The sequence below is a fragment of the Thermosynechococcus sp. HN-54 genome (assembly GCF_023650955.1).
GTDB lineage: Bacteria > Cyanobacteriota > Cyanobacteriia > Thermosynechococcales > Thermosynechococcaceae > Thermosynechococcus.
The window spans coordinates 101111-125760 of record NZ_CP098039.1; the positions used below are offsets into that span (position 1 = coordinate 101111).

General features: G+C 52.5%; 17 protein-coding genes, 2 tRNA genes, 1 other RNA gene and 4 pseudogenes. 19 read left to right on the forward strand and 5 right to left on the reverse strand.

The window, feature by feature from the left end:
• The first annotated feature begins 31 nt into the window (after positions 1-31).
• The 6 genes and pseudogenes from NBE99_RS00450 (at position 32) to NBE99_RS00470 (ending at position 5532) form a co-directional block, all read left to right on the forward strand.
• The gene (locus NBE99_RS00450) at positions 32-979 is read left to right on the forward strand and encodes a F0F1 ATP synthase subunit gamma (protein WP_250682573.1); all 948 of its coding nucleotides are present in this window, start codon (positions 32-34) and stop codon (positions 977-979) included.
• 91 nt (positions 980-1070) lie between these two features.
• Positions 1071-2060, forward strand: coding sequence for a glycosyltransferase family 4 protein (locus NBE99_RS00455; RefSeq protein ID WP_250683664.1), 990 nt, complete (start codon positions 1071-1073; stop codon positions 2058-2060).
• A gap of 118 nt (positions 2061-2178) precedes the next feature.
• Positions 2179-3183, forward strand: coding sequence for a SpoIID/LytB domain-containing protein (locus tag NBE99_RS00460; RefSeq protein WP_250682574.1), 1005 nt, complete (start codon positions 2179-2181; stop codon positions 3181-3183).
• Between the two features lie 19 nt (positions 3184-3202).
• Positions 3203-3823, forward strand: coding sequence for a hypothetical protein (locus NBE99_RS00465; protein ID WP_250682575.1), 621 nt, complete (start codon positions 3203-3205; stop codon positions 3821-3823).
• A gap of 128 nt (positions 3824-3951) precedes the next feature.
• A pseudogene (locus tag NBE99_RS13385) lies at positions 3952-4050 on the forward strand (hypothetical protein); the annotation flags it as partial.
• A gap of 222 nt (positions 4051-4272) precedes the next feature.
• The gene (locus NBE99_RS00470) at positions 4273-5532 is read left to right on the forward strand and encodes a hypothetical protein (RefSeq protein ID WP_250682576.1); all 1260 of its coding nucleotides are present in this window, start codon (positions 4273-4275) and stop codon (positions 5530-5532) included.
• Between the two features lie 40 nt (positions 5533-5572).
• Here the strand turns inward: NBE99_RS00470 and NBE99_RS00475 are convergent, their stop codons facing one another.
• The gene (locus NBE99_RS00475; RefSeq protein ID WP_250682577.1) at positions 5573-6208 is read right to left on the reverse strand and encodes a TMEM165/GDT1 family protein; all 636 of its coding nucleotides are present in this window, start codon (positions 6206-6208) and stop codon (positions 5573-5575) included.
• Between the two features lie 45 nt (positions 6209-6253).
• Between NBE99_RS00475 and NBE99_RS00480 the strand changes: the two genes are divergently transcribed.
• Complete coding sequence (locus NBE99_RS00480; RefSeq protein ID WP_250682578.1) at positions 6254-7693, forward strand: TldD/PmbA family protein; 1440 nt, start codon at positions 6254-6256, stop codon at positions 7691-7693.
• Between the two features lie 4 nt (positions 7694-7697).
• On the opposite strand, the gene NBE99_RS00485 is transcribed toward NBE99_RS00480, so the two are convergent.
• A tRNA-Leu gene (locus NBE99_RS00485) sits at positions 7698-7779 on the reverse strand.
• Between the two features lie 24 nt (positions 7780-7803).
• A complete protein-coding gene (locus tag NBE99_RS00490; protein ID WP_250682579.1) occupies positions 7804-9471 on the reverse strand; it encodes a hypothetical protein in 1668 nt (555 codons plus the stop codon).
• Between the two features lie 113 nt (positions 9472-9584).
• Here NBE99_RS00490 and NBE99_RS00495 point away from each other — a divergent pair.
• Together NBE99_RS00495 and NBE99_RS00500 are read left to right on the forward strand one after the other, a co-directional pair.
• A tRNA-Arg gene (locus NBE99_RS00495) sits at positions 9585-9658 on the forward strand.
• A gap of 105 nt (positions 9659-9763) precedes the next feature.
• Positions 9764-9931, forward strand: a complete 168-nt coding sequence (locus tag NBE99_RS00500; protein WP_250682580.1) for a hypothetical protein — start codon at positions 9764-9766, stop codon at positions 9929-9931.
• 5 nt (positions 9932-9936) lie between these two features.
• On the opposite strand, the pseudogene NBE99_RS00505 reads toward NBE99_RS00500, so the two are convergent.
• Together NBE99_RS00505 and miaA are read right to left on the reverse strand one after the other, a co-directional pair.
• A pseudogene (locus tag NBE99_RS00505) lies at positions 9937-10306 on the reverse strand (IS701 family transposase); the annotation flags it as partial.
• A 203-nt stretch (positions 10307-10509) separates the two neighbouring features.
• Entirely contained in the window at positions 10510-11433 is a 924-nt protein-coding gene (miaA, locus tag NBE99_RS00510) for a tRNA (adenosine(37)-N6)-dimethylallyltransferase MiaA (protein ID WP_250682581.1), read from the reverse strand.
• A 198-nt stretch (positions 11434-11631) separates the two neighbouring features.
• Between miaA and NBE99_RS13270 the strand changes: the two are divergent.
• From NBE99_RS13270 to rpoB, 10 genes and pseudogenes are all read left to right on the forward strand, one after another.
• Positions 11632-13065 (forward strand): annotated as a pseudogene (locus tag NBE99_RS13270) (ATP-binding protein); the annotation flags it as partial.
• A 1050-nt stretch (positions 13066-14115) separates the two neighbouring features.
• Positions 14116-16431: pseudogene (locus NBE99_RS13275) on the forward strand (helix-turn-helix domain-containing protein); the annotation flags it as partial.
• 38 nt (positions 16432-16469) lie between these two features.
• A non-coding RNA gene (gene ssrS / locus NBE99_RS00540) (6S RNA) lies at positions 16470-16656 on the forward strand.
• Between the two features lie 10 nt (positions 16657-16666).
• Positions 16667-17284, forward strand: coding sequence for a pseudouridine synthase (locus NBE99_RS00545; protein WP_250682582.1), 618 nt, complete (start codon positions 16667-16669; stop codon positions 17282-17284).
• 71 nt (positions 17285-17355) lie between these two features.
• Positions 17356-18519, forward strand: coding sequence for an ABC exporter membrane fusion protein (locus tag NBE99_RS00550; protein WP_250682583.1), 1164 nt, complete (start codon positions 17356-17358; stop codon positions 18517-18519).
• Positions 18520-18528: 9 nt separating this feature from the next.
• On the forward strand, positions 18529-19683 hold the full coding sequence (gene devC / locus NBE99_RS00555) for an ABC transporter permease DevC (protein ID WP_250682584.1): 1155 nt from the start codon (positions 18529-18531) through the stop codon (positions 19681-19683).
• 9 nt (positions 19684-19692) lie between these two features.
• Positions 19693-20388, forward strand: a complete 696-nt coding sequence (locus NBE99_RS00560) for a DevA family ABC transporter ATP-binding protein (protein ID WP_250682585.1) — start codon at positions 19693-19695, stop codon at positions 20386-20388.
• A 41-nt stretch (positions 20389-20429) separates the two neighbouring features.
• Positions 20430-21074 (forward strand): Uma2 family endonuclease, encoded by a 645-nt coding sequence (locus NBE99_RS00565; protein ID WP_250682586.1) that lies wholly within the window; start codon positions 20430-20432, stop codon positions 21072-21074.
• Positions 21075-21114: 40 nt separating this feature from the next.
• Entirely contained in the window at positions 21115-21243 is a 129-nt protein-coding gene (locus tag NBE99_RS13205) for a hypothetical protein (protein WP_256468054.1), read from the forward strand.
• Positions 21244-21309: 66 nt separating this feature from the next.
• The gene (gene rpoB, locus NBE99_RS00570) at positions 21310-24636 is read left to right on the forward strand and encodes a DNA-directed RNA polymerase subunit beta (protein WP_250682587.1); all 3327 of its coding nucleotides are present in this window, start codon (positions 21310-21312) and stop codon (positions 24634-24636) included.
• The last annotated feature ends 14 nt before the right edge of the window (positions 24637-24650 follow it).

Sequence of the window (24650 nt, forward strand, 5' to 3'; positions counted from 1 at the left end):
AGGGACGCTTTGCTTAGGAGTTTAAATTACCGTGCCCAATCTCAAAGCTATTCGCGATCGCATCAAAACGATTAAAGATACCCGCAAAATCACCGAAGCTATGCGCCTCGTGGCAGCAGCAAAAGTTCGCCGTGCTCAAGAGCAAGTGATGGCGAGCCGTCCCTTTGCCGATCGCTTGGCGCAGGTACTCTATGGCTTGCAGACCCGACTCCGCTTTGAGGATGCCAATTTACCGCTATTGGCCAAGCGTCCTGTGAAGACGGTGGCGCTCTTGGTGGTGACGGGCGATCGCGGACTCTGCGGCGGTTATAACACCAATGTCATTCGGCGGGCTAAAGAACGCACCCAAGAACTGGAAGCCGAGGGCATCAAATATATTCTGGTGATTGTTGGTCGCAAGGCCGCTCAATACTTCCAGCGCCGTGATTATCCCATTGATGCAGTCTATTCTGGCCTAGAGCAAATCCCCTCCGCCAGTGAAGCGGGTCAAATTGCCAGTGAGTTGCTCTCCCTGTTTCTTTCGGAAACGGTGGATCGGGTAGAGCTAATCTACACCAAGTTTGTCTCCCTCATCAGTTCAAAACCCGTTGTCCAAACCCTGTTGCCCTTGGATCCCCAAGGACTAGAGACTGCGGATGATGAAATTTTCCGCCTGACCACCCGTGGCTCCCATTTGGAAGTCAACCGCGAGAAAGTGACCTCGACGCTGCCCGCTCTACCCCCCGACATGATTTTTGAGCAGGATCCAGTGCAAATTCTCGACGCCCTGCTGCCCCTGTACTTGAATAACCAGTTGCTACGGGCACTGCAAGAGGCCGCCGCCTCGGAATTGGCAGCACGGATGACGGCAATGAATAACGCCAGTGACAATGCCCAAGCACTGATTGGTACCCTGACTCTCTCCTACAACAAAGCGCGTCAAGCTGCCATTACCCAAGAGATTCTCGAAGTGGTGGCGGGTGCTGAGGCTCTTCGCTAGGAGTTGACCTCTGAAGCTGCTTTTTGTCTCCACCTCGGTCGGCCCTCTGGGAACAGGAAAAGGGGGCGGTGTGGAACTGACGATCCTCAATATGGCTCAGGCCTTGGGCGATCGCCAGCACTCAATCCATATCCTTGCCCCGGAGGGTTCCCACTTGCCGGTGATGGCTACTATTGAACCGGTGCCGGGTACTCTTCAAGTGCCGGCGCAGCATCAAAGCCGCGATCAACCCATTACCCTGCCAGTCAATAGTGTGTTAGCCAACATGTGGGCACGGGTGCGACAGCGCCAGCATCAATTTGATGTCATTGTCAATTTTGCCTACGACTGGCTGCCTTTTTACCTGACGCCTTTTCTCAGCCGTCCTGTGGCGCATCTAGTGAGCATGGCCTCGGTTTCTGATGTCATGGATCAGGCGATCGCCCGTGTCATTGACGAATATCCGGGAACCATTAGCGTCTATACCCGTACCCAAGCCGCTACTTTTCCCTTTGGCGATCGCTGTGTCTGTTTGGGCAGTGGTCTTGATCTTTCCCTCTATGACTTTTGTGCAGAGCCAGAGGATGCCCTGTGCTGGCTGGGGCGGATTGCTCCCGAAAAGGGCTTAGAAGATGCCGTTGCTGCGGTCAATGTCACCGGTACCCCTTTGAAAATCATGGGGCAACTGCAAGATATGGACTATTGGCAGCGCATTCAAGCCGACTACCCCGATGCCCCCATTGAATATCTGGGGTTTTTCCCGACACGGGAAATGCAAGCACGCTTGCGGCGGTGTCGCGCCCTCCTGCTCACCTCCCGCTGGGTCGAAGCCTTTGGCAACGTTATCATTGAAAGCCTTGCCTGTGGTGTCCCCGTCATCGCCTACGATCGCGGTGGGCCGAGCGAAATTGTCCGCAATGGTGAAACTGGCTTTCTCGTGACGCCTGATTCGGTCGAGGCCTTGATTACTGCCATTGGCAAAATTGAGCAAATTGATCGGGCAGCCTGTCGGCAGCAGGCAGAACAGGAGTACAGCTTGGGCGTGTATGGGGATAGGGTTGAGCAGTGGCTCCAGCAGGTGGCCGCCCAGTCTCTGTCCTAAATCAGCAAACCTGTATGGCAAATTCCATACTCCCCTATACAATAGGCGAGGTGCTAGTGGAGATAAAACCTAAATGGGCTGGGTTCTGTTCCATGGGACAAAGCAAGGACACGCACCCTTGCTCATTTCATTGGTGATGGCCACTGCGACTAGTGCTGGCTTAGGCGTCGGGTTGTTGCGAAGTTTATCCCCCCCACCTGTTTCCCTGTCGGAACCCCTTCCTTTACCGGATCCCGTTAAACCCCAACGGCCTCTGCCCCGACGAATTTTAGATGGCCGCGATCCCTTACTGGCTCCCCTGCCCAGCAACCCCCCTCAGCACGCAGTCGCTGCCTCCAACTACGCCAAGACGATGCTACCGATAACGCCCCCAGCGGCGCTGCAACCGGTACCCCCTAGCCAAGGCCCTGCCCCTCAAGTGCGGGTGGCGATCGCCCGCGATCAACATCAACTGACCGTTGGCACTACAGTGGCCGCCGCCGTTACGAATGATCAACAGCAAGTAATGACCCAGCTTGCCCCTTCCCAAGGGGTCGTAGTGATGGCTCAGGCGGGTCTTTTGCTCTGGAATGGCCAACCCCTTGCCCCCTCCCTCTGGATTCGCCCCAGTAATTACCTCACGTTTGTTGGCGATAAATGGTATCGTGGGGTTGTCCGCCTCATTGCTCAGGGAAACACGGTTACAGCCGTCAATCAAGTGGACTTGGAACAATACCTCGTGAGTGTTGTGGGTGCAGAGGTCTATCCCGACTGGCCGATGGAGACCCTCAAAGCCCAAGCGATCGCCGCCCGTTCCTACGCCCTTGCCCAAATGTTTCAACCCGCCAGCCGCTTTTTTGATCTAGGAAACGATGAGCGTTGGCAAGTGTATCGTGGGATTGAAACGGAGTGGAACACCACTCAAGCAGCAGTGCAAGCCACGCGGGGTATTGTTCTCACCAAAAGTGGACGAGTGATGGTTTCGATGTATGCAGCAACCAACGACATTGTGCGGGATGTGTTTGCCGGACGTGGGATGAGTCAGACCGGTGCCTATGAACTGGGCAAGCGCGGCTACAACTACCTGCAAATTTTAGGCACCTACTATCCGGGGGCGGGTCTATCGCAACTGCAAACCCAATAACTGTATAGAGGCCAAGTCCATGAAATCTCCTCTTTTAGCGACTGCCCTTGCCCTGACAACGGTGGTCTGCCTTCAGCACAGTGGTCGAGCAGATTCACCCTTAACCTCCACTCCCTTCTACGAAGCCTATACCGATGTGCCCATGGTGATGCGAGCCAAGCGCAGTGGCCGCCTTGATTTGAAAATGTCGGAGTGGCTCTCCTCGCCGCAGGTGCCCACAGATCACAAAGCTGCCCTGATCAACGCCCTCGGCTGGGATTTTAACGGCAAAACCAATGGCCAAGCCTACCGCGCCTATCTTGCCCTAAGACACGGCACCACTCCTGAACATATCCCACTGGAGAGCCTTACCGCTGATGAGTTGATGGCTCTAGGGTATCTAACCGCAATGGATAACTATTTTCAACCGCAACGGGGGATGCCTTTTTTGAATGCAGCACAGGAACGTGACCCCCAGAGCTACACGATCGCTCTAGTACGCGGCCTTGTGGAGGCACAAACCCTATTTGACGTGAGTTGGTGCCAAGTGTGGCAAGCTGTCAATCGGGTGGATGAAAATCGGCAACTAAAGCGAGATTTCCGCCCCAAAGCACGGGAGATCATCCTCAAATATCTGCGCTTATACCGTCGGGATTGCTAGGATTTTAACGATGGGGTGCATCGAGGCATTTATTCAACAGACGGCTCAGCAAAAAAGTCATCTTGCCTTTGCCAAAGGATGGGAAAAGCTAGCGATTAACTAAGTGGCATCAGAACTACTATCGAGCAGTGATCGCAGCTCTCAAGCATGCCTTAGCGATAGATCCCAGTCTAGCCAGATGTTGGTACCTTCTGGGAATCATTAATGGGATTGATAGTGATTTTGAAAAGGCTATCGCAGCCTATGAAAAAGCTATTGAAATCAGACCTGACTGGCAAATTGGCATTGACTTTCTCAAGTGTACGAGGTACTTGATTTACGTTTATAAAGATGTAGAAGAGCTACAGGATTGCCGCCAAAGAATCCGAGAATCGGTTGCCGAGTTCTATCAAACATTTCAAAATTTATCTCTAGATAAAAAACAATATCTCTCTAAATGGCTAGGGAATGTGGGCACATTTTTATTGCCCTACCAAGGGGAGGAAACCCGTGATGTCCAGCAGCAGTACGGGCAGATGCTCCATGAAATTATGACCAGTGTCATTCCATCTGCCAAAGAATGCCCACCAATGCCACCAGTGAAGGCCAATGAGCCATTGCGGATTGGATTTGTTTCTGGTCACTTTCGTGAGCATACGGTTTGGAAATTGATGCTTCACGGCTGGCTTAAACATCTTGATCGAAAACAATTTCAGCTTTATGGCTACTACGTGCGAGATTATCGCGATCGCTGTACGGAGCAAGCAAAAACCTACTGTCATCGCTTTGTCATGGGCAGCAAATCACCCCAAGAATGGTTTGAGCAAATCCGTGCTGATCAATTGCATCTGGTGATTTTCCCGGAACTGGGGATGGATCTGGAACTGATGAAGATTGCTGCTCTAAAACTAGCGCCGATTCAATGTATGTCTTGGGGGCATCCCGACACCTCTGGCCTGCCGACGATTGACTATTTCCTCAGCAGTGAGTTGATGGAGCCGCCTGATGGAGACAAGCATTACACAGAAAAGCTGGTGAGGCTGAAAAATCTGGGAATTGCCTTTAGTCCGCTGCCGCCAGACCCACGATCGCCCATTACCCGCGAGGAATTTGGCCTCAAAGGTGATGGCGTTATCTACGGTTGCCTTCAAAGTGTCTTTAAGTACCTGCCACAGTTTGACAACATCTACCCAGAAATTGCCGCAGCGGTAGGCAATTGCCAATTTGTCTTTATTAGCCACTTGATGACCAAAAATAGCCGCCAGCGGTTTGAACAACGTCTAGAACGTGCCTTTGCAGCCAGAAACTTTGACTATAGGGAGTACTGCTTTTTCTCACGCCCCCTAAACTTCTACGGTTTTACGTCCATGTTGCATTGTCTTGATATTTTTTTAGACAGTCTAGAATGGTCGGGGGGAAACTCTACCCTCGAAGCCTTGTACTATGCTCAAGTCCCTATGGTGACCACACCGGGACGCTTTATGCGGGGGCGGCATACCGCTGCCATTCTCACACTCTTAGGGCTACCCGAATTAATTGCTCCAGATGTCTCTACCTATATTCAAAAGGCCATTGAACTAGGTCAAAACGCTGACTATCACCAGTTCATCCGTGAAAAAATCCAAGACAACCTACCAAAAGTGCTTGAGGATTTAACGGGGGTGCGCTCCCTTGAGGACTTTATTCTCACTGCGGTGCAGGAGTTTGCCACCTCTGGCCGTCTCCTCTAACTGATGACAGATCCTGAATTGGCAGCAGCATCATTAAGGCTCAAGAAAGCTCTGGCATCCCTTGCAAGGCGGTGACAATCGCAAAGATTAAAAATAAAGCACCACCCCCCAATGTCAGTGTCCGCTCTGAGATGCGTCCAGCCATGAGGCCGCCGCCGAGGACAGCGATCGCGGCACAAATCCCGTGGCCAACAATGGCACCGACGGCAACGCCCAAAGCATGGCTAGCGGCCGCAAGGGTAATCGTGGTGATTTGGGTGCGATCGCCCCATTCAGCAACAAAGGTGAGACTAAAGGCCTCCACAAAAGTTGCCCAAGCAGGGTTACTGCCCCAACGGCTGAGATTGGCTTCCGCTTTTTCAACTGTTTCCACTGCCGCTTCACACTCGTCCTCACAGGGGCTATTTCCCATCCGCCAGCCTTGGAACAACATCTTGAGACCAAAAACCGTGAATAGGAGAATTGCGGCGTAAAAGGTAAACGATTTAGGTAAAAGCTGAAAAACCTTGCCCACGGCCACTGAGAGCAGCGTCATCACAATGAGAGCTGCCCATGACCCAAGGAAGACCCACCGCTTGCTATGACGGGTCGCTAGAATCATGGCAATAAAGAAAGTCTTGTCGCCTAGCTCAGAAATCGTGATTAGGGTCAGCCCCGCAGTAAAAGCCGTTAGCATAGGAAAAGAAGCAGATTTCACCATTCCTTAAAGTAGCACGCTGCCATGACTGCACCGAATTTGACTGCTATTTTGAATCAGATTGATTTACCCCTCGATTGGCTAGGGCTGCGTTACGTTGAGGAGATTGTTACGACTCGCAGTGCTCGGGATGGTCATCCTGAAGTGAACCAGCGATCGCGCCAACGGGGTGTCATGGTCGAGGTGCTCGTCAATGGTCAATTTGCCTATACCGCAACCCCAGATTTGCACCCCAGTGTTATCCATCGGGCGATTCAGCAAGCCTATCAACAGGCGAAAACTGCTGCCCATTGGCGAGTCTTTAACTTTACCCCCGCTGCACGGGGCAAGGGCAAAGGACACTATCGATCGCCCCAACAGCAGCCCTTTGATCACCTTTCAGCAGCTGAGTTGAATCACCTCCTCAAGGACATTTGCCATAGCCTCAAGGTGAGTGATGAGATTGTGCAAACCCGTGCCTTTGTGCAAACCGTAGAAACCACCAGCCAGTGGCTCACTAGTGATGGCGGTGAAGTTGAACAGCAGTTTTATCAAGTGCTCACTGACATGAGCGCCACGGCTCAGGGGGCAGGGGTGGTTCAGCAGCGAACCGATCATGGTTGGCTAGCCCGCTGCTATCAAGGGGGGCTAGAGTGGCTCACTGCTGATCAATTGAGCGATCGCGCCCGCCACATTGGCGAGCAGGCCGTTGAACTCCTCAGTGCCCAAGAGTGCCCAGAAACAACAACAACGCTGGTACTTGCCCCCGATCAAATGATGCTGCAAATCCACGAGAGCATCGGCCACCCCCTAGAGCTAGACCGCATTTTGGGCGATGAACGCAACTATGCCGGCAGTAGCTTTATTCGCCTTGAGGACTTTGGTCAGCGGCAGTACGGTTCCCCCCTCTTGAATGTCACGTTTGATCCGACCGTTGCCGGTGAGCTGGCCAGCTACGCCTTTGATGACTTGGGGGTGCCGGCTGAACGCATCTATCTCATCAAGGAAGGACGCCTGCTGCGGGGTTTGGGCAGCCTTGAAAGTCAGCAGCGAGCCGGGGTTGCCGGAGTTGCCAATGCCCGTGCCTGTTCTTGGAATCGTCCCCCCATTGACCGTATGGCCAATCTGAATATCGAGCCGGGCACACAGTCCTTTGCCGAGATCATCGGCAACATTGAGTCAGGGGTGTACATGGAGTCCAATCGCTCTTGGTCAATTGATGATTATCGGCTCAAATTTCAGTTTGGCTGTGAATATGCCAAGCTCATTGAAAATGGCCGCCTCAGCCGCACACTGCGCAATCCCAACTACCGCGGTACTACGCCCGAATTTTGGCACAGTCTCATTGCCGTGGGCGATGCCTCCACCTTTGGTATTTTTGGTACACCATTTTGTGGCAAAGGCGAACCCAACCAAGCCATTCGTGTGGGTCATGCTTCCCCCGTCTGTGCTTTTGCCAATATCCAAGTCTTTGGTGGTGGTTAGTCAATGGGCGAGGTCAGACTCGAACTGACATGGGGAAACCCCGCTACATTTTGAGTGTAGTGCGTCTACCATTTCGCCACTCGCCCTCAGATTTATTACTATACCATGCTTTAGGACGACTGAGCCATCTCCAGAGCGTGACAAGCGCGATCCACAAGGGTCTGTAGGGCAGGAAGGTGCTCGGTGTGTTCTGAGTAGTACAAATTGGCATTGCCGCGATCGGTGTCCTCCCAAAACTTTGGCTGAGCGTGGCGCAGGCGATCGCAATTTTGCTGAAAGAGACGCTTAAACCCCGCCAATCCGAGAATCGCTGCATCCTCCACCATGTCTTCAACGATCCGCTGAGCAAAGTGCGCTTGCTGCCGCGCTAGGTAAAACAGGGCTAGCCCCATTTGCAGAAGGCGGACGCCTGTGCTTTTACCATAGGGGCGATCGCCATTTTGGGGGTGCCGCAGTTCCGGTGGGTTATCTAGGCGGAGCATTTCCTCCAGAAGTTCTAGTTGAAGCTGTTCCTCCCACTGCTGCTCGTTCACGAGGATCAAGACCTTTTTTAGCTCCGCCGCAAAGACATCAACAATGAAGTAGAGGGCAGGACTGTTTTGCGCCAACTCATACACCTCATTGCCATAAGCCCGCAGATAATTCACACATTTTTGAGTGAGCTGTGGCCGCTGGTAATGGACAAGACTTTCGATAAACCGCCGATAGTGAAAGGCCAAGTTATAAAGATTGCGTGCCTCATTGTGACGGCTACCATGTTTGATGGCAAAGCGCATCATCGTATTGAAACGAATAATGATTAAATCCAGCAAAGTGTCATCCCCCATACTGAGAATGCGGTGGGCGATCGCGCACATCTCAGACCCACACAGCGACGCTAGAGGAAACTGCTCCTCCTCCAAAAAGCGCACATAGGCATTTCCTAGTAGCCGAAAACACTTTTGCTCATAGAAGGTATGGTTCTCCTCAATCTGGCTAAATTGGTCAAACATCGTCTTGAAGGCAATATCCCCCATCACCGCACCGCTGAGGCGAAAGAAATAGGCTGGATAGTTGGGCTTGCAACTGATGTAGTGCTGAAGCAGTTCACTGACTGCGCCAATAATCTCGGCCTGCGCTCCCCGAAACGCCACATAGGCCAGCAAATCATCTAATTGGTTCAATCCCGCGATCAGGTGGGCTTGACTACGGCGCAAAAACTGCGGTTGATAGGACACCCCATCCTTAAGAACAACTCCGAGTTGCGTCATGTAGCGATACTGGTGGTGGTAAATTTGCTGCACGACACTTTCCGGTTGGATGGACTTAAGGATGTAAAAGATGTAGGGCAGCGCTGTCAAAATTGCCAAGGGCAAGAGGCCGTATAAATTCAACAGGATGCTGCCAACGGGATGCCTGCCCAAGTCCTGCAAAATCTTGATGTAGAAGATATGGGCACCCCCCAAAACCAAACACCAGACATAGATCAGGCTCGTCCAGTCCTGCATGTACAGTTCAGTAATCTTGGGAATATTTTGCGCCGCAATGGAAATCACAATGATTAACGTGCCGAGGGTAAGGCCAATCACCGACAGCCACACCTCTGGGGCAAAGCCAGTGTCAAAGGTACCGGCAACCAAGCCAGCAAAGAGCCTTGGGGCAGTTGCTTTCAGATGAGCGAGGACAAGGTTAGCACCGCTATCCAACAGGGCAAGGGCAGTCAGACTCAGACCAAAGGCCACCAGCGATCGCGGCAGATGGGGAGTGGTCAGGAACCAGCGGCGGAGTTGCTTCAGCATCTATCCGTTTGGGTCAAGGGTCTCCGTTCCCGACTATGGCACACCAAGGGACAAATTTTCTGTTCCCCCTTTGATATCTCTGAGAATTCATGCTAGGATAATGTTCCTGACTTGGGCTTGTAGCTTAGTGGATTAGAGCGGCTGACTACGGATCAGCAGGTCGGGGGTTCGAGTCCCTCCAAGCCCGTAAAAATTTACCAAAAAAATTGGGTCTAAAGCCCTGCCCTGCTACGCACAACCTAACGGTCTATAGGGTGGCTTTATATAGTCTTTTATGGGATAAAATAAACCCATGCTAGTCAAAGAAGCCAAGCTCCTGCACCGGTCTCCAGCGCAATACCAAACCCTCGATGAAGCTATCCGCACTGCACAGTTCATTCGCAACAAGTGCATTCGCTACTGGATGGATCATCAGGGAGTCGGTAAATCCGCTCTTTATACCCTCTCTAACCGTCTTTAGTCACTTTAGGCAGATGAAAAGATACGTTGCTGGTTCCATTGATGCAAAAGTGGACAAATAAAGGCATTCATCTGATGAATGAGTTGGGCAAAGCCAAACTGTAACGATGGCATCGGAAAGACCCCTAACCAGCGCTTCAGCCCATTGAAGCAAATTAGGGGTTGGATAATCAGTCGCAGGTTGTTTAATAAGTTCTTCCACCTCCGTTGGTTATTCCACCCAGGATGCTGCGCAAACTGCTGCTGGGTGAGCGGACACGACTCGTTGAAATTGCTCAGCAAATAAACTGGCCATCAGAAACGCCCTCATGACTAACTCCCACCATTGCTCGATTTGCTCATAACGGGTCATGCGAAAGTCCGCCAAGGCATCTTTTCTACAAACTGAAGGGTGGGTTGAGCAGGTCTGCTGGTAGACATAGGTTCCTCGATAGTTTCTGCCTATTCTAAATTTCTTCTCTTAATGTGACTCAAGAGGGATATACCTGAATATTTTGCGAGAAAGGTGTTAGATAAATTGCGATATGTGCAACTAGAACTGAGTCGGCGGTGTTCGATTGCCTTGAACTCTCTTGATGCTTAAAAGTTATCTTCTGCCGCAGAACTGTGCCGTTGGCTGTGAACCTCTGCCAGTTGCTCCTCTAGGGTGGTGGCTTGCAGCCAATGAATCCCCGGTTCTGCTCGAAACCATGTCCGCTGACGTTTAGCAAATTGCTGTGTGTGCTGCACTGTGAGGGCAATAGCCTCCGCGAGTGTGACTTCTCCCCGCAGATATTGGCGCATTTCGCGATAGCCCAGTGTATCTAATAGGGGCAGTTCATCACCGTACTGTGCTTGCAGTTGCCGAATTTCATCGAGCCATCCCATGGCTAGCATCTGGTGGGTGCGTTCTTCAATCCGTGCCCGCTGCTGTTGGCGATCGCCCCCCGCTAGGGCAAAGTACCAAATCGGGTAGGGAGGCGGTTCACGTCGCTGCTGCTGGCTGAGGGGCACCCCCGTTACGTAATAGACTTCCAAGGCCCGCAGGGTACGCACTTGATCGTGGGCATGGATGCGTTGCGCCGCCAGAGGATCCACCTGCTGGAGCCATTGATAGCATTCCTGCTGCCCCAGCGCCATCAACTGTGCCCGTAGATGTGGTTGCGGTGGGACTTGGGGCATCGTCAGCCCCTGGGTAATACTGCGGATGTACAAGCCTGTCCCCCCCACCAAGAGGGGCGTGATTCCTTGGGCGTGGTAGTGGGCAATCAGGGCTTGGGCTTTGGCTTGGTAAATCGCTAGGGTCAAAGTATCGCGGGGGTCACAAATATCAATGAGGTGGTGAGGCACCTGCTGTTGCTGGGCTGGGGTGGGCTTGGCGGTGCCAATATCAAAGCCGCGATAGACTTGGCGGGAGTCGGCACTCAAAATCACACTGTTCAATTGCTGCGCGAGGGCGATCGCCAGCACCGTTTTACCTGTGGCCGTTGCCCCCCCGATAACAATTAGCCCTGCATCCCCCACTCAAATACAGCCTGAAAATTTCCTAGAATCGCCTATAACCCTTATGTGCTAAAATTTAGGTCAGATTTGACATTTAGGCAAGTAAAGACGCATTTGCCTCGATTCTATAGCAGTTAGGGAGTTGCCATGACCGCCGAGTATTCCTCTGCCCAGTTGCGGGTGCTAAAAGGCCTTGAACCCGTGCGGACACGACCGGGGATGTACATCGGCAGCACCGGCCCCAAGGGACTCCACCACTTGGTCTATGAAGTCGTGGACAACTCCGTTGATGAAGCCTTAGCAGGATACTGCTCCACTATTTTAGTCCAGATCAATGCCGATGGCTCCGTCACTATCACCGACAATGGGCGCGGTATTCCGACGGATATTCACCCCGATACAGGGGTTTCTGGAGTTGAAACGGTGATGACGGTGCTCCACGCAGGGGGCAAATTTGGCGATGGCGGCTATAAAGTTTCAGGGGGGTTGCACGGGGTTGGTGTCTCTGTGGTCAACGCCCTCTCGGAATGGTTAGAGGTAACGGTGTGGCGCAATGGTTTTGTCCATCATCAGCGCTATGAACGGGGGGTTCCCATCACGCCTCTCGAAAAGACCCCCGATACTGAGGAACAGCGGGGTACGTCAGTGACATTCTTTCCCGATCGCCAGATTTTCACAGAAACGATTGAATTTGACGCCAAAGTGCTGATGACACGGCTGCGGGAACTGGCCTACCTCAATGCTGGCATCCGCATTGACTTCAAGGATTTGCGCGTTACACCCCCTCTGAGTGAAACCTACTGCTATGAAGGCGGCATCCGTGAATATGTCCGCTACATGGTGCAGGAAAAGGAACCGCTTCACCCAGAGATCATCTACATTCAGGGGGAAAAAAACGATGTGCAAGTAGAAGCAGCCCTACAGTGGTGTGCCGATGCCTACAGTGAAAACCTGCTGGGATTTGCCAATAATATCCGCACCATTGATGGCGGTACCCACATGGAAGGACTAAAGGCGGTGCTGACGCGGACGCTCAATGCCCTTGGCCGCAAGCGCAATAAACTCAAGGAAAACGATGCCAACCTTGCCGGCGAAAACATTCGTGAAGGTCTGACAGCCATCATTTCCGTCAAGGTGCCCAATCCCGAATTTGAAGGGCAAACAAAAACCAAGCTGGGTAATACAGAAGTGCGGGGGATTGTCGATGCCATTGTGGGCGAAGCTCTAACGGAATACCTTGACTTTCATCCGACAGTCACCGACACGATTTTGGAAAAAGCCATCCAAGCCTTTAATGCGGCTGAAGCAGCGCGGCGGGCACGGGAAATGGTGCGGCGCAAGTCGGTGTTGGAGTCCTCAACGCTGCCGGGGAAATTAGCAGATTGCAGTTCGCGGGATCCAGCTGTCTCAGAAATCTTTATTGTCGAAGGTGATTCTGCCGGTGGCTGCTTTGCTGGTGATACAAAGGTGGCTCTCGCCGATGGCCGCTACCTCAGTTTTGTGGAGTTAATAGCAGAACAAGCGGCAGGCAAGGAGCATTTTGGCTACACGATTCGCCACGATGGCACAATTGGTATTGAGCGACTGATCAACGTCCGCAAAACCAAAACAAATGCTGAAGTCATTAAGCTCACCCTTGATAACGGTGAGGTGATTATTTGCACCCCCGATCACCGTTTCATGCTCCGTAATGGTCAGTATAAAGAGGCACAGGCGTTAACTCCTGATGATTCCCTAATGCCACTTTATCGAAAAGTATCTAGCAGCGCTGATTCGGGAATGACGATCGATGGCTACGAAATGGTTTGGGATCCTCGATCAAATTCTTGGCTGTTTACCCACATGCTTGCAGATTGGTATAACCGCTGGCAAGGAAAATACACCTTAGAAAGTGGTGAGCATTGTCATCATGTTGACTTCAATAAGCGGAACAATAATCCCACGAATCTGATTCGTCTATCTGCTGATGCACATCTTGAACTTTATCGCCAGCACATTGATAAAACCTTACATCGTCCTGAAGTTAAGGAGAAGTGCCGTCAACTGCGAAAAACAGATGAATTTCGCCTCTACATGAGTCAGCGAATGAAGCACACTGAGACTGCGACTAAGCTGTCTCACAATCCCCAGCAGCAGTGGCAAGATCCTGAGTATAAGGAATTTGTGAAATCAAAATGGCAACAGTTTTATCTAACCCATCCTGAGTATCAAGCTGCAAACCGAAACCAGTTAAATCAAAATCAGAAGACCTACTGGAGTAGTTCAGCTCATCGCCAAGCTCATTCTGAGCGAGTTTCTGCTTACTTTGCTGAACATCCTGAATTTAAACTTTGGTATTCTAAGGTGGCAGCTGCCCAATGGAGTAATCCTGAGCTGCGTCAGTGGCGATCTCAAAAAACCTCTGAACAATGGACTCCTGAGTTCCGTCAGAAGGGGAAAGAAGCACTATCAAAGACCTACTTTGACAAGACAATTAAAGCCCTCAAGAAAATTGAGTTAGAACAAGGTAATATTGATTCAGAGTCTTATCATGAATATCGTTGCCAAACACGTTATACGTCGCTCTTACACTTTGAAACCTTCTGTCATCGTTACTTTGATGGGGATTCAAGCCGCGCCTTAGAAGCAGTCAAAAATTATAACCATCGTGTTGTCTCAATTGAGGCTGTGAATGAAACCATTGATGTTTATGATTTGGAAGTGCCGGGAACCCACAACTTTGCTTTAGCTAGCGGTGTGTTTGTTCACAACAGTGCCAAGCAAGGGCGCGATCGCCGCTTCCAAGCAATTTTGCCGCTGCGGGGCAAGATTCTCAACATTGAGAAGACCGATGATGCCAAAATCTACAAGAATAACGAGGTGCAGTCCTTAATTACTGCCCTTGGTTTAGGGGTGAAGGGGGAGGAGTTTGACCCTGCTAAGTTGCGCTATCACCGCATCATTATTATGAGTGTGGCTGGGGATGAACCGACCCTTGTCATGAATGCCTACGGGCAGGTGGAATTGGTCAAAATCGGTGAGTTTATTGACCAGTGCATTGAGGGACAGCGGATTGCCCAGCACTATCAGGTGATGTCCTTTGATCCACAGACGGGGCAAACTCGCTTTCAGCCCCTGAAGGCGGTGATTCGCCATTCCCATGAGGAACCAATGTATGCGATTCAAACCCGCTACCATCGCTCCATTAAGGTGACAGCCTCCCACAGTGTTTATGTCTATGAAGACGGCCAGATCAAGTTAAAAAAGGGCAATGAGATTCGGGTGGGCGATCGCCTCGTTGCCAGTCGTCGTTTACCGCGTCCTCCAGTCGTTGAGCGCATTGATCTGCTGCACTTGTTTTACCAAGCGGGTCTGACGGAGGGACTGTATCTCAAGGGGGAAGGTGTCAAAGCCCTGTGTGGCCAACAACTGCTGGCACGGGTCGAGTGCTCCTCGGAGTGGCAAGAACCGCGTGTTGCCTATGATCCCCATCTGTGGGAACTCCTACGGCAAGCTCGTCAAGTCCAAGGGCTAAGTCAACAGGCCGTTGCTGCCCAAGTCGGGGTAAAACAGGCCATCACTATTTCCCAATGGGAACGGGGTCAAACCACGCCGACCCTAGAACACTTCCTCAATTATCTAGACGCCATTCAGTGGCAGCACCCACTGCAATACCAAACACTACCGTCAGGGCTTGAGAGTATTCAAAATCAAAGTGACGACAGCCGAAATGCCCCCTACTGCCAAATCAGCGGTTATAAGCCCCTCGATAGCTTTACCCTTGCGGAACTAGCGTACCTCACTGGGGATGTGCAACTCGTAGCCCACCATGACAAAGCCTTTGATCGGTATTTAGCGGTCAATCGGGAGTTACTGTGGTTTTTGGGCTGGTATGTGGCCGAGGGAAGCCTGAGTCAACATCAGGTGAGCCTGAGCCTAGGGCGAAAAGACCAGCCCTTTATCCCTGAACTCTGCCGTACCATTGAAACCCTCTTTGGCGAGTCTCCCCGCTGCTATGCTGACCCTGAAAGTCAAGGGCAAAAACTCTACGTCCACAGTGTCTTGGCAGCCTGCTTACTCAAAGCCCTGGGGGTGGGGGGCAAAGCCCACGAGAGGTGCCTTCCCTCCTTGGTGTGGCGGGTTCCACTAGAGCTACAGTTGGCCTTTTTGGAGGGGTATTTCCTCGGCGATGGGGCGATCGCCCGCAGCCACATTTCTATGACCACCACCTCTCCCACGCTCAAGGATGGCCTTCTCTATCTGTTTGGCCAATTGGGCTGGGTGGCAGGCTGCACAACCTTACCAGCAGAAGCAGTGGCGAATTCACGGGTACAAACCCGCCACGAAGTCTATTGCCTCACTCTGAGCGGCAAGCCCCAACTGGAAGCGGCGCTGCCCATGTGGTATCGTCATCCTCACAGTAAACCCCTGAAAGCCTATGTGGCTTCGCCCCACCGCAAGTCATTGGCTTTTACCCCCATTAGTGAGGACTTAATGGCGCTAGAGGTGACCCAAGTCACGGAAATTCCACCGGTCGGCGAGTATGTCTATGACTTCTCAGTGGAGGGGGATGAAAACTTTATTTGCGGTGTAGGTGGCTTGTGTGCCCACAATACGGACGCTGATGTGGATGGCTCGCATATCCGCACCCTACTACTGACCTTTTTCTATCGCTATCAGCAGGAACTGATTAACCAAGGCTTTGTCTATATTGCCTGCCCACCCCTGTACAAAGTTGAACGCGGCCGCCAGCACTTCTATTGTTATAGCGATCGCGAGCTGCAACAGCAGATTGCCTCCTTCCCAGAAAATGCCAATTACACAATCCAGCGCTTTAAGGGGCTAGGGGAAATGATGCCAGAGCAGTTGTGGGAAACAACGATGAACCCAGAGACGCGCATTCTCAAACGAGTAGAAATTGAAGATGCCGCTGAGGCCGATCGCATTTTCACCATCCTGATGGGCGATCGCGTGGCACCGCGGCGCGAGTTCATTGAAACCTATGGCCCGCAGTTGGCCCTAGAGAACCTCGATATCTAACGCTGAGCCTCCAGAATAGATGTGCTATAGTAGCTCTAGTTTGGCTGCGACGTTGGTGACTGCCAATATTGTTTTGTGATCTACAATTGCAAAACATTTGGGAATCAACACTGTGGGCGGCAGTAAACTGGTCTTCGAGCCAGAAACTTCTAAGTCTGCGGTTAGCATTCCCCCCTAGTCTTTACTAGGTCATAAACTGAGGTAAAACGGCGTCGCGGTTAGACTTTTCCTAACCATGAATCATCGCTACATTCTTCTGTACAAGCCCTATCGGGTTTTGTGCCAGTTTCAAGATCAAGAGGGGCGGTCTACCCTCAAGGATTACGTGCCAGTTCCCAATATCTATCCCGCCGGACGATTGGACTATGACAGTGAGGGACTGGTTTTGCTGACTAACGATGGCTGGTTGCAACACCGCTTGACGGCTCCCCGCTATGGCCATCCGCGCACCTATTGGGTGCAAGTGGAAGGTGACCCCAGCCCAGCAGCCTTGACTCAATTAGCAGCAGGCGTTGTCATCCAAGGCTATCGCACGCGACCTGCCATTGTAGAACTCCTAGAACAAGAGCCACCCTTACCCCCTAGGGAGCCGCCCATTCGTTATCGCCGTTCTATTCCTACCCACTGGTTGAGTCTGACATTGCGGGAAGGTCGCAATCGCCAAGTTCGCCGCATGACGGCTGCGGTGGGGTTACCCACTCTGCGCTTGGTACGGGTGGCGATCGCCAACCTGCAATTGGGTGACCTTGCCCCCGGCGAATGGCGAGAGATTTTGCCCCAAGAACGGCAAGCCCTTTGGCAATCCTGCGGTCGGCGACCGGCTCGATTTGCTGAGCATTCCTTAATCACTTAAGGCGTCTATATTAAATTAGGATGAGGTAATAGTTGTTATTTTTAACTTCACTGCATTCACGAGGTCGTTCCATGGGACATCCGTTTCTCAGCAAAATTGGTCGTCCATGGCTGATCGGGGGGGCGATCTCCGTCGGATTAGGAAGTTTAGTATTCAGTTTGAACTATTGGCAGCAGCTTCAACGTGCCAATGAAGAACAAGAAATTCAGGCAGCCCTTGCCAATCCTATGAGCGATCGCATTACAGCGCTGGGTCGCTTGGAACCGGAAGGGGAAGTTGTCGCTATCAGTGCCCCCTCGATGACCGAACGATTAGGGCAATTGCTAGTACGCGAGGGCGATCGCGTGGTGGCCGGTCAACCCCTTGCCTATTTAGATACCTATCCGGAGCGCAAAGCCGAACGCGATTTGGCCGCCAGTCAGTTGCAGGAAGCCCGCCTACGCTATGAAGCCGAAACCCGCTTAGCCCTTGCTCAAATTGCCGAAGCCGAACGCCGTCGCGATCGCGCCAATGAACCGGCGATTGCCGCCATTCAAGCCCAGCAGGCCACGATTCAACGCATCCAAGCGGAACTTGAGACCGCCAATCGGGAGTATCAGCGCTTTGCCCAACTCTTTGCCGATGGGGCAGTGTCGCAACAGGATCTCGACGATCGCACTGTCCGCGTCCGTAGCCTACAGGAAGAACTACGCAACGCCCAAGCCAACCTTGTTCGCCTGCAGGAAGAGCGCCGCACCGAACTCGCCACTACAACCGCTCAGATCGAAGCGGCTCAAGCCAATCTCGAACGGGTGCAAACCCAAGTGCAACTCCTCTCAGCGGAACGGAATTTGCAACTGGCGGAAGCCCGCCTTGAGCGTACTATTATTCGGGCGCCGCAGAATGGCCGTGTTCTGCGCATCCACACCCGTGCTGGCGAAACCATTAACGAACGCGGCATTCTCGAACTGGGCAATACCGATCAAATGTATGCCGTTGCTGAAGTCTATGAAACCGATGTCCCCCGTGTGCGGGTGGGTCAGCGGGCTGAAATCCGCAGCAGTGCACTGAGTGCCCCCATTACTGGCCGTGTAGCGCAAGTGGGTCTGGTGGTGGCTAAAAATGATGTAACCGATACCGATCCAGCCGCAAAAACAGATGCGCGAGTTGTGGAAGTGAAAATTCGCCTTGATAACAGTGAGCCAGTGGCAGGTCTGACGAATATGCAAGTGGAAATTGCCATGGATCCGCGCTGAGGTTCAAGGATGATTTTTGCAATTCCCTTGGGTTGGTTACAACTGATTCGGGAGCGAATTCGCCTCTTGGTGGCGATCGCTGGCATTGCCTTTGCGGTGGTGCTGATGCTGATGCAGTTTGGCTTTCGTGATGCTCTCTTTAAGGCGGCAGTGCGCTTCCACGAGAGCTTAAACACCGATATTGTCCTCATTAGTCCCCAATCCACCGCGCTGATTGCCATGCGCAGCTTTCCCCGGCGGCGACTCTACCAAGCAGCGGGCTTTGAAGGGGTCAAGTCCGTTTCTCCCCTTTACCTGAGTTTTGGTCTCTGGCGCAATCCCATTAACAAAAGTACTCGCCAACTGATGGTAATTGGCGTGGATCCGATGGCGGTGTCCATTTCCGTCTCCGATACCCCCCATTGGCAGGATGCCATTAAGCTAGCGGATCACGTTCTTTTTGATGCCCAATCGCGAGCCGAGTTTGGTCCGATTCCTGAGCTATACCGCCAAGGGGAAGAGGTCACGACTGAAGTCTCTGGCCGCAAAATCACTGTGGCAGGCTTGTTTCGCATGGGAGCCAACTTTGGTGCCGATGGTAATTTGCTCACGAGCGATTTGAACTTTTTGCGCCTTTTCCCCGAACGTAATCCGGGGCTGATTGATGTGGGTTTAGTACGGGTGCAGCCGGGGGTAAATACCAAGGCACTGGCACGGCGGATGAATGCTTCCCTCGGGAATGATGTGCTGGTGATGACCCGTGAGGAGTTTGCTGCGTTTGAGCGTAGGTATTGGGAAAACAGTACCTCCATTGGCTTTATTTTCTCCCTTGGTGCCCTGATGGGATTTATCGTTGGCTCTGTGATTGTCTATCAAATTCTCTACACCGATGTCACGGATCACTTGGCGGAGTATGCCACCCTCAAGGCCATGGGCTACCGCGATCTGTTCTTCTATGGCGTAGTCATGCAGGAGTCCTTGATTCTTTCCTGTATGGGCTATATTCCCGGATTCATCGTTTCGTTTTTACTCTATATCGTCATTGCCGATGCCACATCACTGCCAGTGTGGATGACAGTAGAGCGCGCCAGCTTGGTCTTTACCCTCACGGTGCTGATGTGTACCCTTTCAGGGGCGATCGCTATGCGGCGAATCCAAGCGGCTGATCCTGCCGATATTTTCTAGGATGGTGTTATGGAGCCAGTGATTCACATCCAAGGCCTCAATCACTACTTTGGTCAAGGGCAACTGCGCAAGCAAATTCTCTTTGATCTGTATGCTCGCATTGAGGCGGGTGAAATTGTGATTATGACCGGGCCTTCGGGGTCAGGGAAAACCACACTTCTAACTCTGATTGGCGCCTTGCGATCGGCCCAAGAGGGCAGTCTGCGGGTTCTGGGTCAGGAACTCCGTAACGCCACCAAAGAGCAACAGATTCAAATTCGTCGCCAAACAGGCTACATCTTCCAAGGTCACAATCTGCTCCATGCCCTGACCGCTCGCCAAAATGTGCAGATGGCGCTGGATTTGCAACCCCAGCTGAGTCCACAGGAAGTTCGAGAACGAGTGGAAGCAATGCTCTGTGCCGTCGGCCTTGGAGACCGCCTCGATTACTATCCCCATGAACTCTCGGGGGGGCAAAAGCAACGGGTGGCGATCGCCCGCGCTCTTGTGGGACACCCCAAAATTGTTCTAGCAGATGAACCCACGGCTGCCCTCGATAAAAAATCTGGTCGCGACGTGGTGGAAATCATGCGTACCCTTGCCCGCGAACAGGGCTGCACCATTTTAATTGTGACCCACGATAACCGTATTCTCGATGTCGCCGATCGCATTATTCACATGGAAGATGGCCGCCTCTCAGAAACCACGATTGGCATTTCCGCCTAGCCTAGAATAGAGGCAGGCAGTGCAGGGCAAATCCGCTGATCATGTTTGCAGCTCCGCAGGGGACAGTGCCAATGTTGGAGAGTGGCGATCGCCTCAGTCGCGAGGCCTTTGAGCGCCTGTATGCCCAATGTCCCCACATTAAAAAAGCGGAACTGATTAACGGAGTCGTGTACGTGGCCTCCCCTGTGCGGGTGGATTCCCACATCCGTCCCCACAGTCTCGTCATGGGCTGGTTGATGGCCTTTGAAGTAGCAACGGCAAACGTCATGGTGCTCGATAATGCCACCGTCCGCTTAGATGCCCAAACAGTGGTGCAACCCGATGCCCTGCTGCGCCATGTCAATGGCACCTCTCGTATCAGTGAGGATGATTATCTTGAAGGGGCACCTGAACTCATTGTCCAAATTGCCAGTCGCAGTGCCGCCTACGACCTCCACGACAAACTAGAGGTTTATTGTCGCTGGGGGGTTCAGGAATACTTGGTCTGGGTGGTACTGGAGCAGGATTTTCACTGGTATCTCAAAGAAGGAACAAGCTACCACCGTCAAGCGCCCGATGACCACGGCATTTTTCGCAGTGGGCACTTCTCTGGATTGTGGCTACACTGGCCAGCCCTGCGAGAGGGTCATTTACCCCTAGTGCTGGAAACCTTGCAAACAGGATTGAAATTGCGGCAAACCCCATAACTATTAGTAAACTGTCGCTTAACTGTAAGAACTCTGTGCTATGGTCATAGGTAGCGGCTTGCAAGCGCGGCAGTGGCACTTGTCAACTCTTCTCGTCTCCAACAGCTTCATCTTGCCAGAGGTCTCCGGCGGCAGTATTTGCCGTAAGCGGGGCTTTTGGTGTGCTTGACAGTGCAATGCCCTTTCCTTTAAGATGCAAGATCCGCGTTTTAGCGATACCCTCTAGAGGATATACATGGCTAGTAATCAGATTTACACGCCACCCGCTTTTACCTTGCCAGACCTTGTCGAGATTCAGCGGGCCAGCTTCCGATGGTTTCTTGAAGAAGGACTCATTGAAGAGCTAGAGAGTTTCTCCCCCATTACTGATTATACCGGCAAAATTGAGTTGCACTTTTTGGCCAAAGACTACCGACTCAAGGAGCCGAAGTATAGCGTCGATGAGGCCAAGCGGCGGGATGCCACCTACTCAATGCAAATGTATGTCCCAACTCGCCTCATTAACAAAGAAAACGGCAATATCATTGACCAAGATGTGTTCATCGGCGATCTGCCCCTGATGACCGATCGCGGGACGTTTATTATCAATGGTGCAGAGCGCGTCATTGTCAACCAGATTGTCCGCAGTCCCGGCGTTTACTACAAATCAGAAACCGACAAAAATGGTCGCCGTACCTACAATGCCAGCCTGATTCCCAACCGGGGCGCTTGGCTGAAATTTGAAACCGATAAAAACGATCTGCTCTGGGTACGCATTGACAAAACCCGTAAGCTCTCAGCGCACGTTCTCCTCAAAGCCTTGGGATTAACTGATAGCGAAATCCTAGAGCGGCTGCGTCACCCTGAGTACTACCAAAAAACCGTAGAAAAAGAAGGGAAGTTCTCTGAGGAAGACGCGCTCATTGAACTGTACAAAAAACTGCGGCCAGGGGAGCCACCCACGGTTTCAGGGGGACAACAGCTTCTGGAGTCGCGCTTCTTTGATCCCAAACGCTACGACCTTGGCCGGGTGGGTCGCTACAAGCTCAACCGCAAGTTGCAGTTGAATATTCCTGACTCGGTGCGCATCCTCACCCCAGAGGATATTCTTGCGTCCATTGACTATCTGATTAACCTAGAGTTTGATCTGGGAACGATTGATGACATTGACCACTTGGGCAATCGCCGCGTCCGTTCTGTCGGTGAATTGCTGCAAAACCAAGTGCGCGTTGGCCTCAATCGCCTAGAGCGCATTATTCGCGAGCGGATGACGGTGTCTGACACAGATTCTTTGACGCCCACTTCACTGGTCAACCCGAAGCCCTTAGTGGCGGCCATCAAGGAATTCTTTGGCTCTAGCCAGCTTTCCCAATTTATGGATCAGACCAACCCCCTCGCGGAACTGACCCACAAACGGCGCTTGAGTGCCCTAGGCCCCGGTGGTCTCACCCGTGAGCGGGCAGGCTTTGCAGTGCGGGATATTCACCCTAGCCACTATGGTCGCATCTGTCCCATTGAAACCCCTGAAGGTCCCAACGCCGGGTTGATTGGCTCCTTGGCGACCCATGCCCGCGTCAATGAATATGGCTTTATTGAGACGCCTTTCTATCCGGTAAAAGATGGTCGCGTCCTGAGGGATCAGCCGCCTATTTACATGACTGCCGACGAAGAGGATGATAAGCGGGTAGCACCGGGGGATGTGCCCACCGATGAAAATGGCTACATCCTTGGGGATGTGGTGCCGGTGCGCTATCGCCAAGATTTTACGACCACAACCCCCGATCAGGTGGACTACGTGGCGGTTTCGCCAGTGCAGATCATCTCTGTGGCCACATCGCTAATTCCTTTCTTGGAGCACGATGACGCCAACCGTGCCCTGATGGGATCGAACATGCAGCGGCAGGCAGTCCCCCTGTTGCGATCGCACCGTCCCTTGGTGGGTACCGGCCTAGAGGCTCAAGCAGCACGGGACTCTGGGATGGTGATTCTTAGCCAGACCAATGGCGTGGTCACCTATGTGGATGCCAATCAAATTCGTGTCAAAACCGATAATGGCCCTGAGATGACCTACACGCTGCAAAAGTACCAGCGCTCCAACCAAGATACCTGCTTGAATCAGCGACCAATTGTCTTTGTCGGCGATCGCGTCCAAGCGGGGCAAGTGATTGCCGATGGCTCCGCCACTGAGGGGGGTGAACTTGCCCTTGGCCAAAACATCCTTGTCGCCTATATGCCTTGGGAGGGCTACAACTACGAAGACGCGATCCTGATCAGTGAACGGCTGGTGCAAGAGGATGTCTATACCTCCATCCACATTGAGAAGTACGAGATTGAGGCGCGGCAAACTAAACTAGGTCCTGAGGAAATTACCCGCGAAGTGCCCAACGTCTCTGAAGATGCCCTGCGGCAGTTGGATGAAAACGGCATTATCCGCATCGGTGCTTTTGTAGAGGCGGGGGATATTCTTGTCGGTAAAGTCACCCCCAAAGGGGAATCGGATCAGCCCCCCGAAGAAAAACTCCTGCGTGCCATCTTTGGTGAAAAAGCGCGGGATGTGCGGGATAACTCCCTGCGGGTGCCCAATGGTGAAAAAGGTCGCGTTGTTGATGTGCGCGTCTTTACCCGTGAGCAAGGAGATGAGCTACCCCCCGGTGCCAATATGGTGGTGCGGGTCTATGTGGCCCAGAAGCGCAAAATCCAAGTGGGAGATAAAATGGCTGGCCGCCACGGCAACAAGGGGATTATTTCCCGCATTCTCCCTGTAGAGGATATGCCCTTCCTGCCCGATGGTCGCCCCGTGGATATTGTCCTCAATCCCTTGGGGGTGCCCTCTCGGATGAATGTGGGGCAAGTCTATGAGTGTTTGCTGGGCTGGGCTGGGGAGTGCCTTGGTCGTCGCTTCAAAATCACCCCCTTTGATGAAATGCACGGCAAAGAAAAATCCCGCGAAACCGTCCATGCCAAGCTCCAAGAGGCCAGGGAGGTCACGGGCAAGGATTGGGTCTTTAACCCCAATGATCCCGGCAAAATGGTGGTCTATGATGGCCGCACGGGTGAACCCTTTGACCGCCCCGTTACCGTAGGGATGGCCTATATGCTGAAGCTCGTGCACTTGGTGGACGATAAGATCCACGCCCGCTCCACGGGGCCCTACTCCTTGGTCACGCAACAGCCCCTCGGTGGTAAAGCCCAGCAAGGTGGTCAACGCTTTGGCGAAATGGAGGTGTGGGCACTGGAGGCCTATGGTGCCGCCTATATTCTCCAAGAGTTGCTGACGGTCAAGTCCGATGATATGCAAGGACGCAATGAAGCCCTCAATGCCATTGTCAAAGGGCAATCGATTCCCCGACCGGGCACGCCAGAGTCCTTCAAGGTGCTGATGCGGGAGTTGCAATCCCTGTGCTTGGATATTTCTGTGCGCAAGGCCAGTATTCCCAGCTTTGATGAGGATGGCGAAATGAAACCTGACCCCGAGGTGGATTTGATGGTGGATGTCAGCCCTCGCCGTACACCGGCACGACCCACAATTGACTACAGTGCCCTCGACGACACGGACGACAAAGAAGGGGCAACGACATTCTAAACACTCAGAACTGA

Coding starts and splice junctions, on each gene's coding strand:
- NBE99_RS00455 (WP_250683664.1), top strand. CDS start 1,071: ATGGCTCAGGCCTTGGGCGATCGCCAGCACTCAATCCATATCCTTGCC.
- NBE99_RS00465 (WP_250682575.1), top strand. CDS start 3,203: ATGAAATCTCCTCTTTTAGCGACTGCCCTTGCCCTGACAACGGTGGTC.
- NBE99_RS00475 (WP_250682577.1), bottom strand. CDS start 6,208: ATGCTAACGGCTTTTACTGCGGGGCTGACCCTAATCACGATTTCTGAG.
- NBE99_RS00480 (WP_250682578.1), top strand. CDS start 6,254: ATGACTGCACCGAATTTGACTGCTATTTTGAATCAGATTGATTTACCC.
- NBE99_RS00490 (WP_250682579.1), bottom strand. CDS start 9,471: ATGCTGAAGCAACTCCGCCGCTGGTTCCTGACCACTCCCCATCTGCCG.
- NBE99_RS00500 (WP_250682580.1), top strand. CDS start 9,764: ATGCTAGTCAAAGAAGCCAAGCTCCTGCACCGGTCTCCAGCGCAATAC.
- NBE99_RS00545 (WP_250682582.1), top strand. CDS start 16,667: ATGAATCATCGCTACATTCTTCTGTACAAGCCCTATCGGGTTTTGTGC.
- NBE99_RS00550 (WP_250682583.1), top strand. CDS start 17,356: ATGGGACATCCGTTTCTCAGCAAAATTGGTCGTCCATGGCTGATCGGG.
- devC (WP_250682584.1), top strand. CDS start 18,529: ATGATTTTTGCAATTCCCTTGGGTTGGTTACAACTGATTCGGGAGCGA.
- NBE99_RS00560 (WP_250682585.1), top strand. CDS start 19,693: ATGGAGCCAGTGATTCACATCCAAGGCCTCAATCACTACTTTGGTCAA.
- NBE99_RS00565 (WP_250682586.1), top strand. CDS start 20,430: ATGTTTGCAGCTCCGCAGGGGACAGTGCCAATGTTGGAGAGTGGCGAT.
- NBE99_RS13205 (WP_256468054.1), top strand. CDS start 21,115: ATGGTCATAGGTAGCGGCTTGCAAGCGCGGCAGTGGCACTTGTCAACT.
- rpoB (WP_250682587.1), top strand. CDS start 21,310: ATGGCTAGTAATCAGATTTACACGCCACCCGCTTTTACCTTGCCAGAC.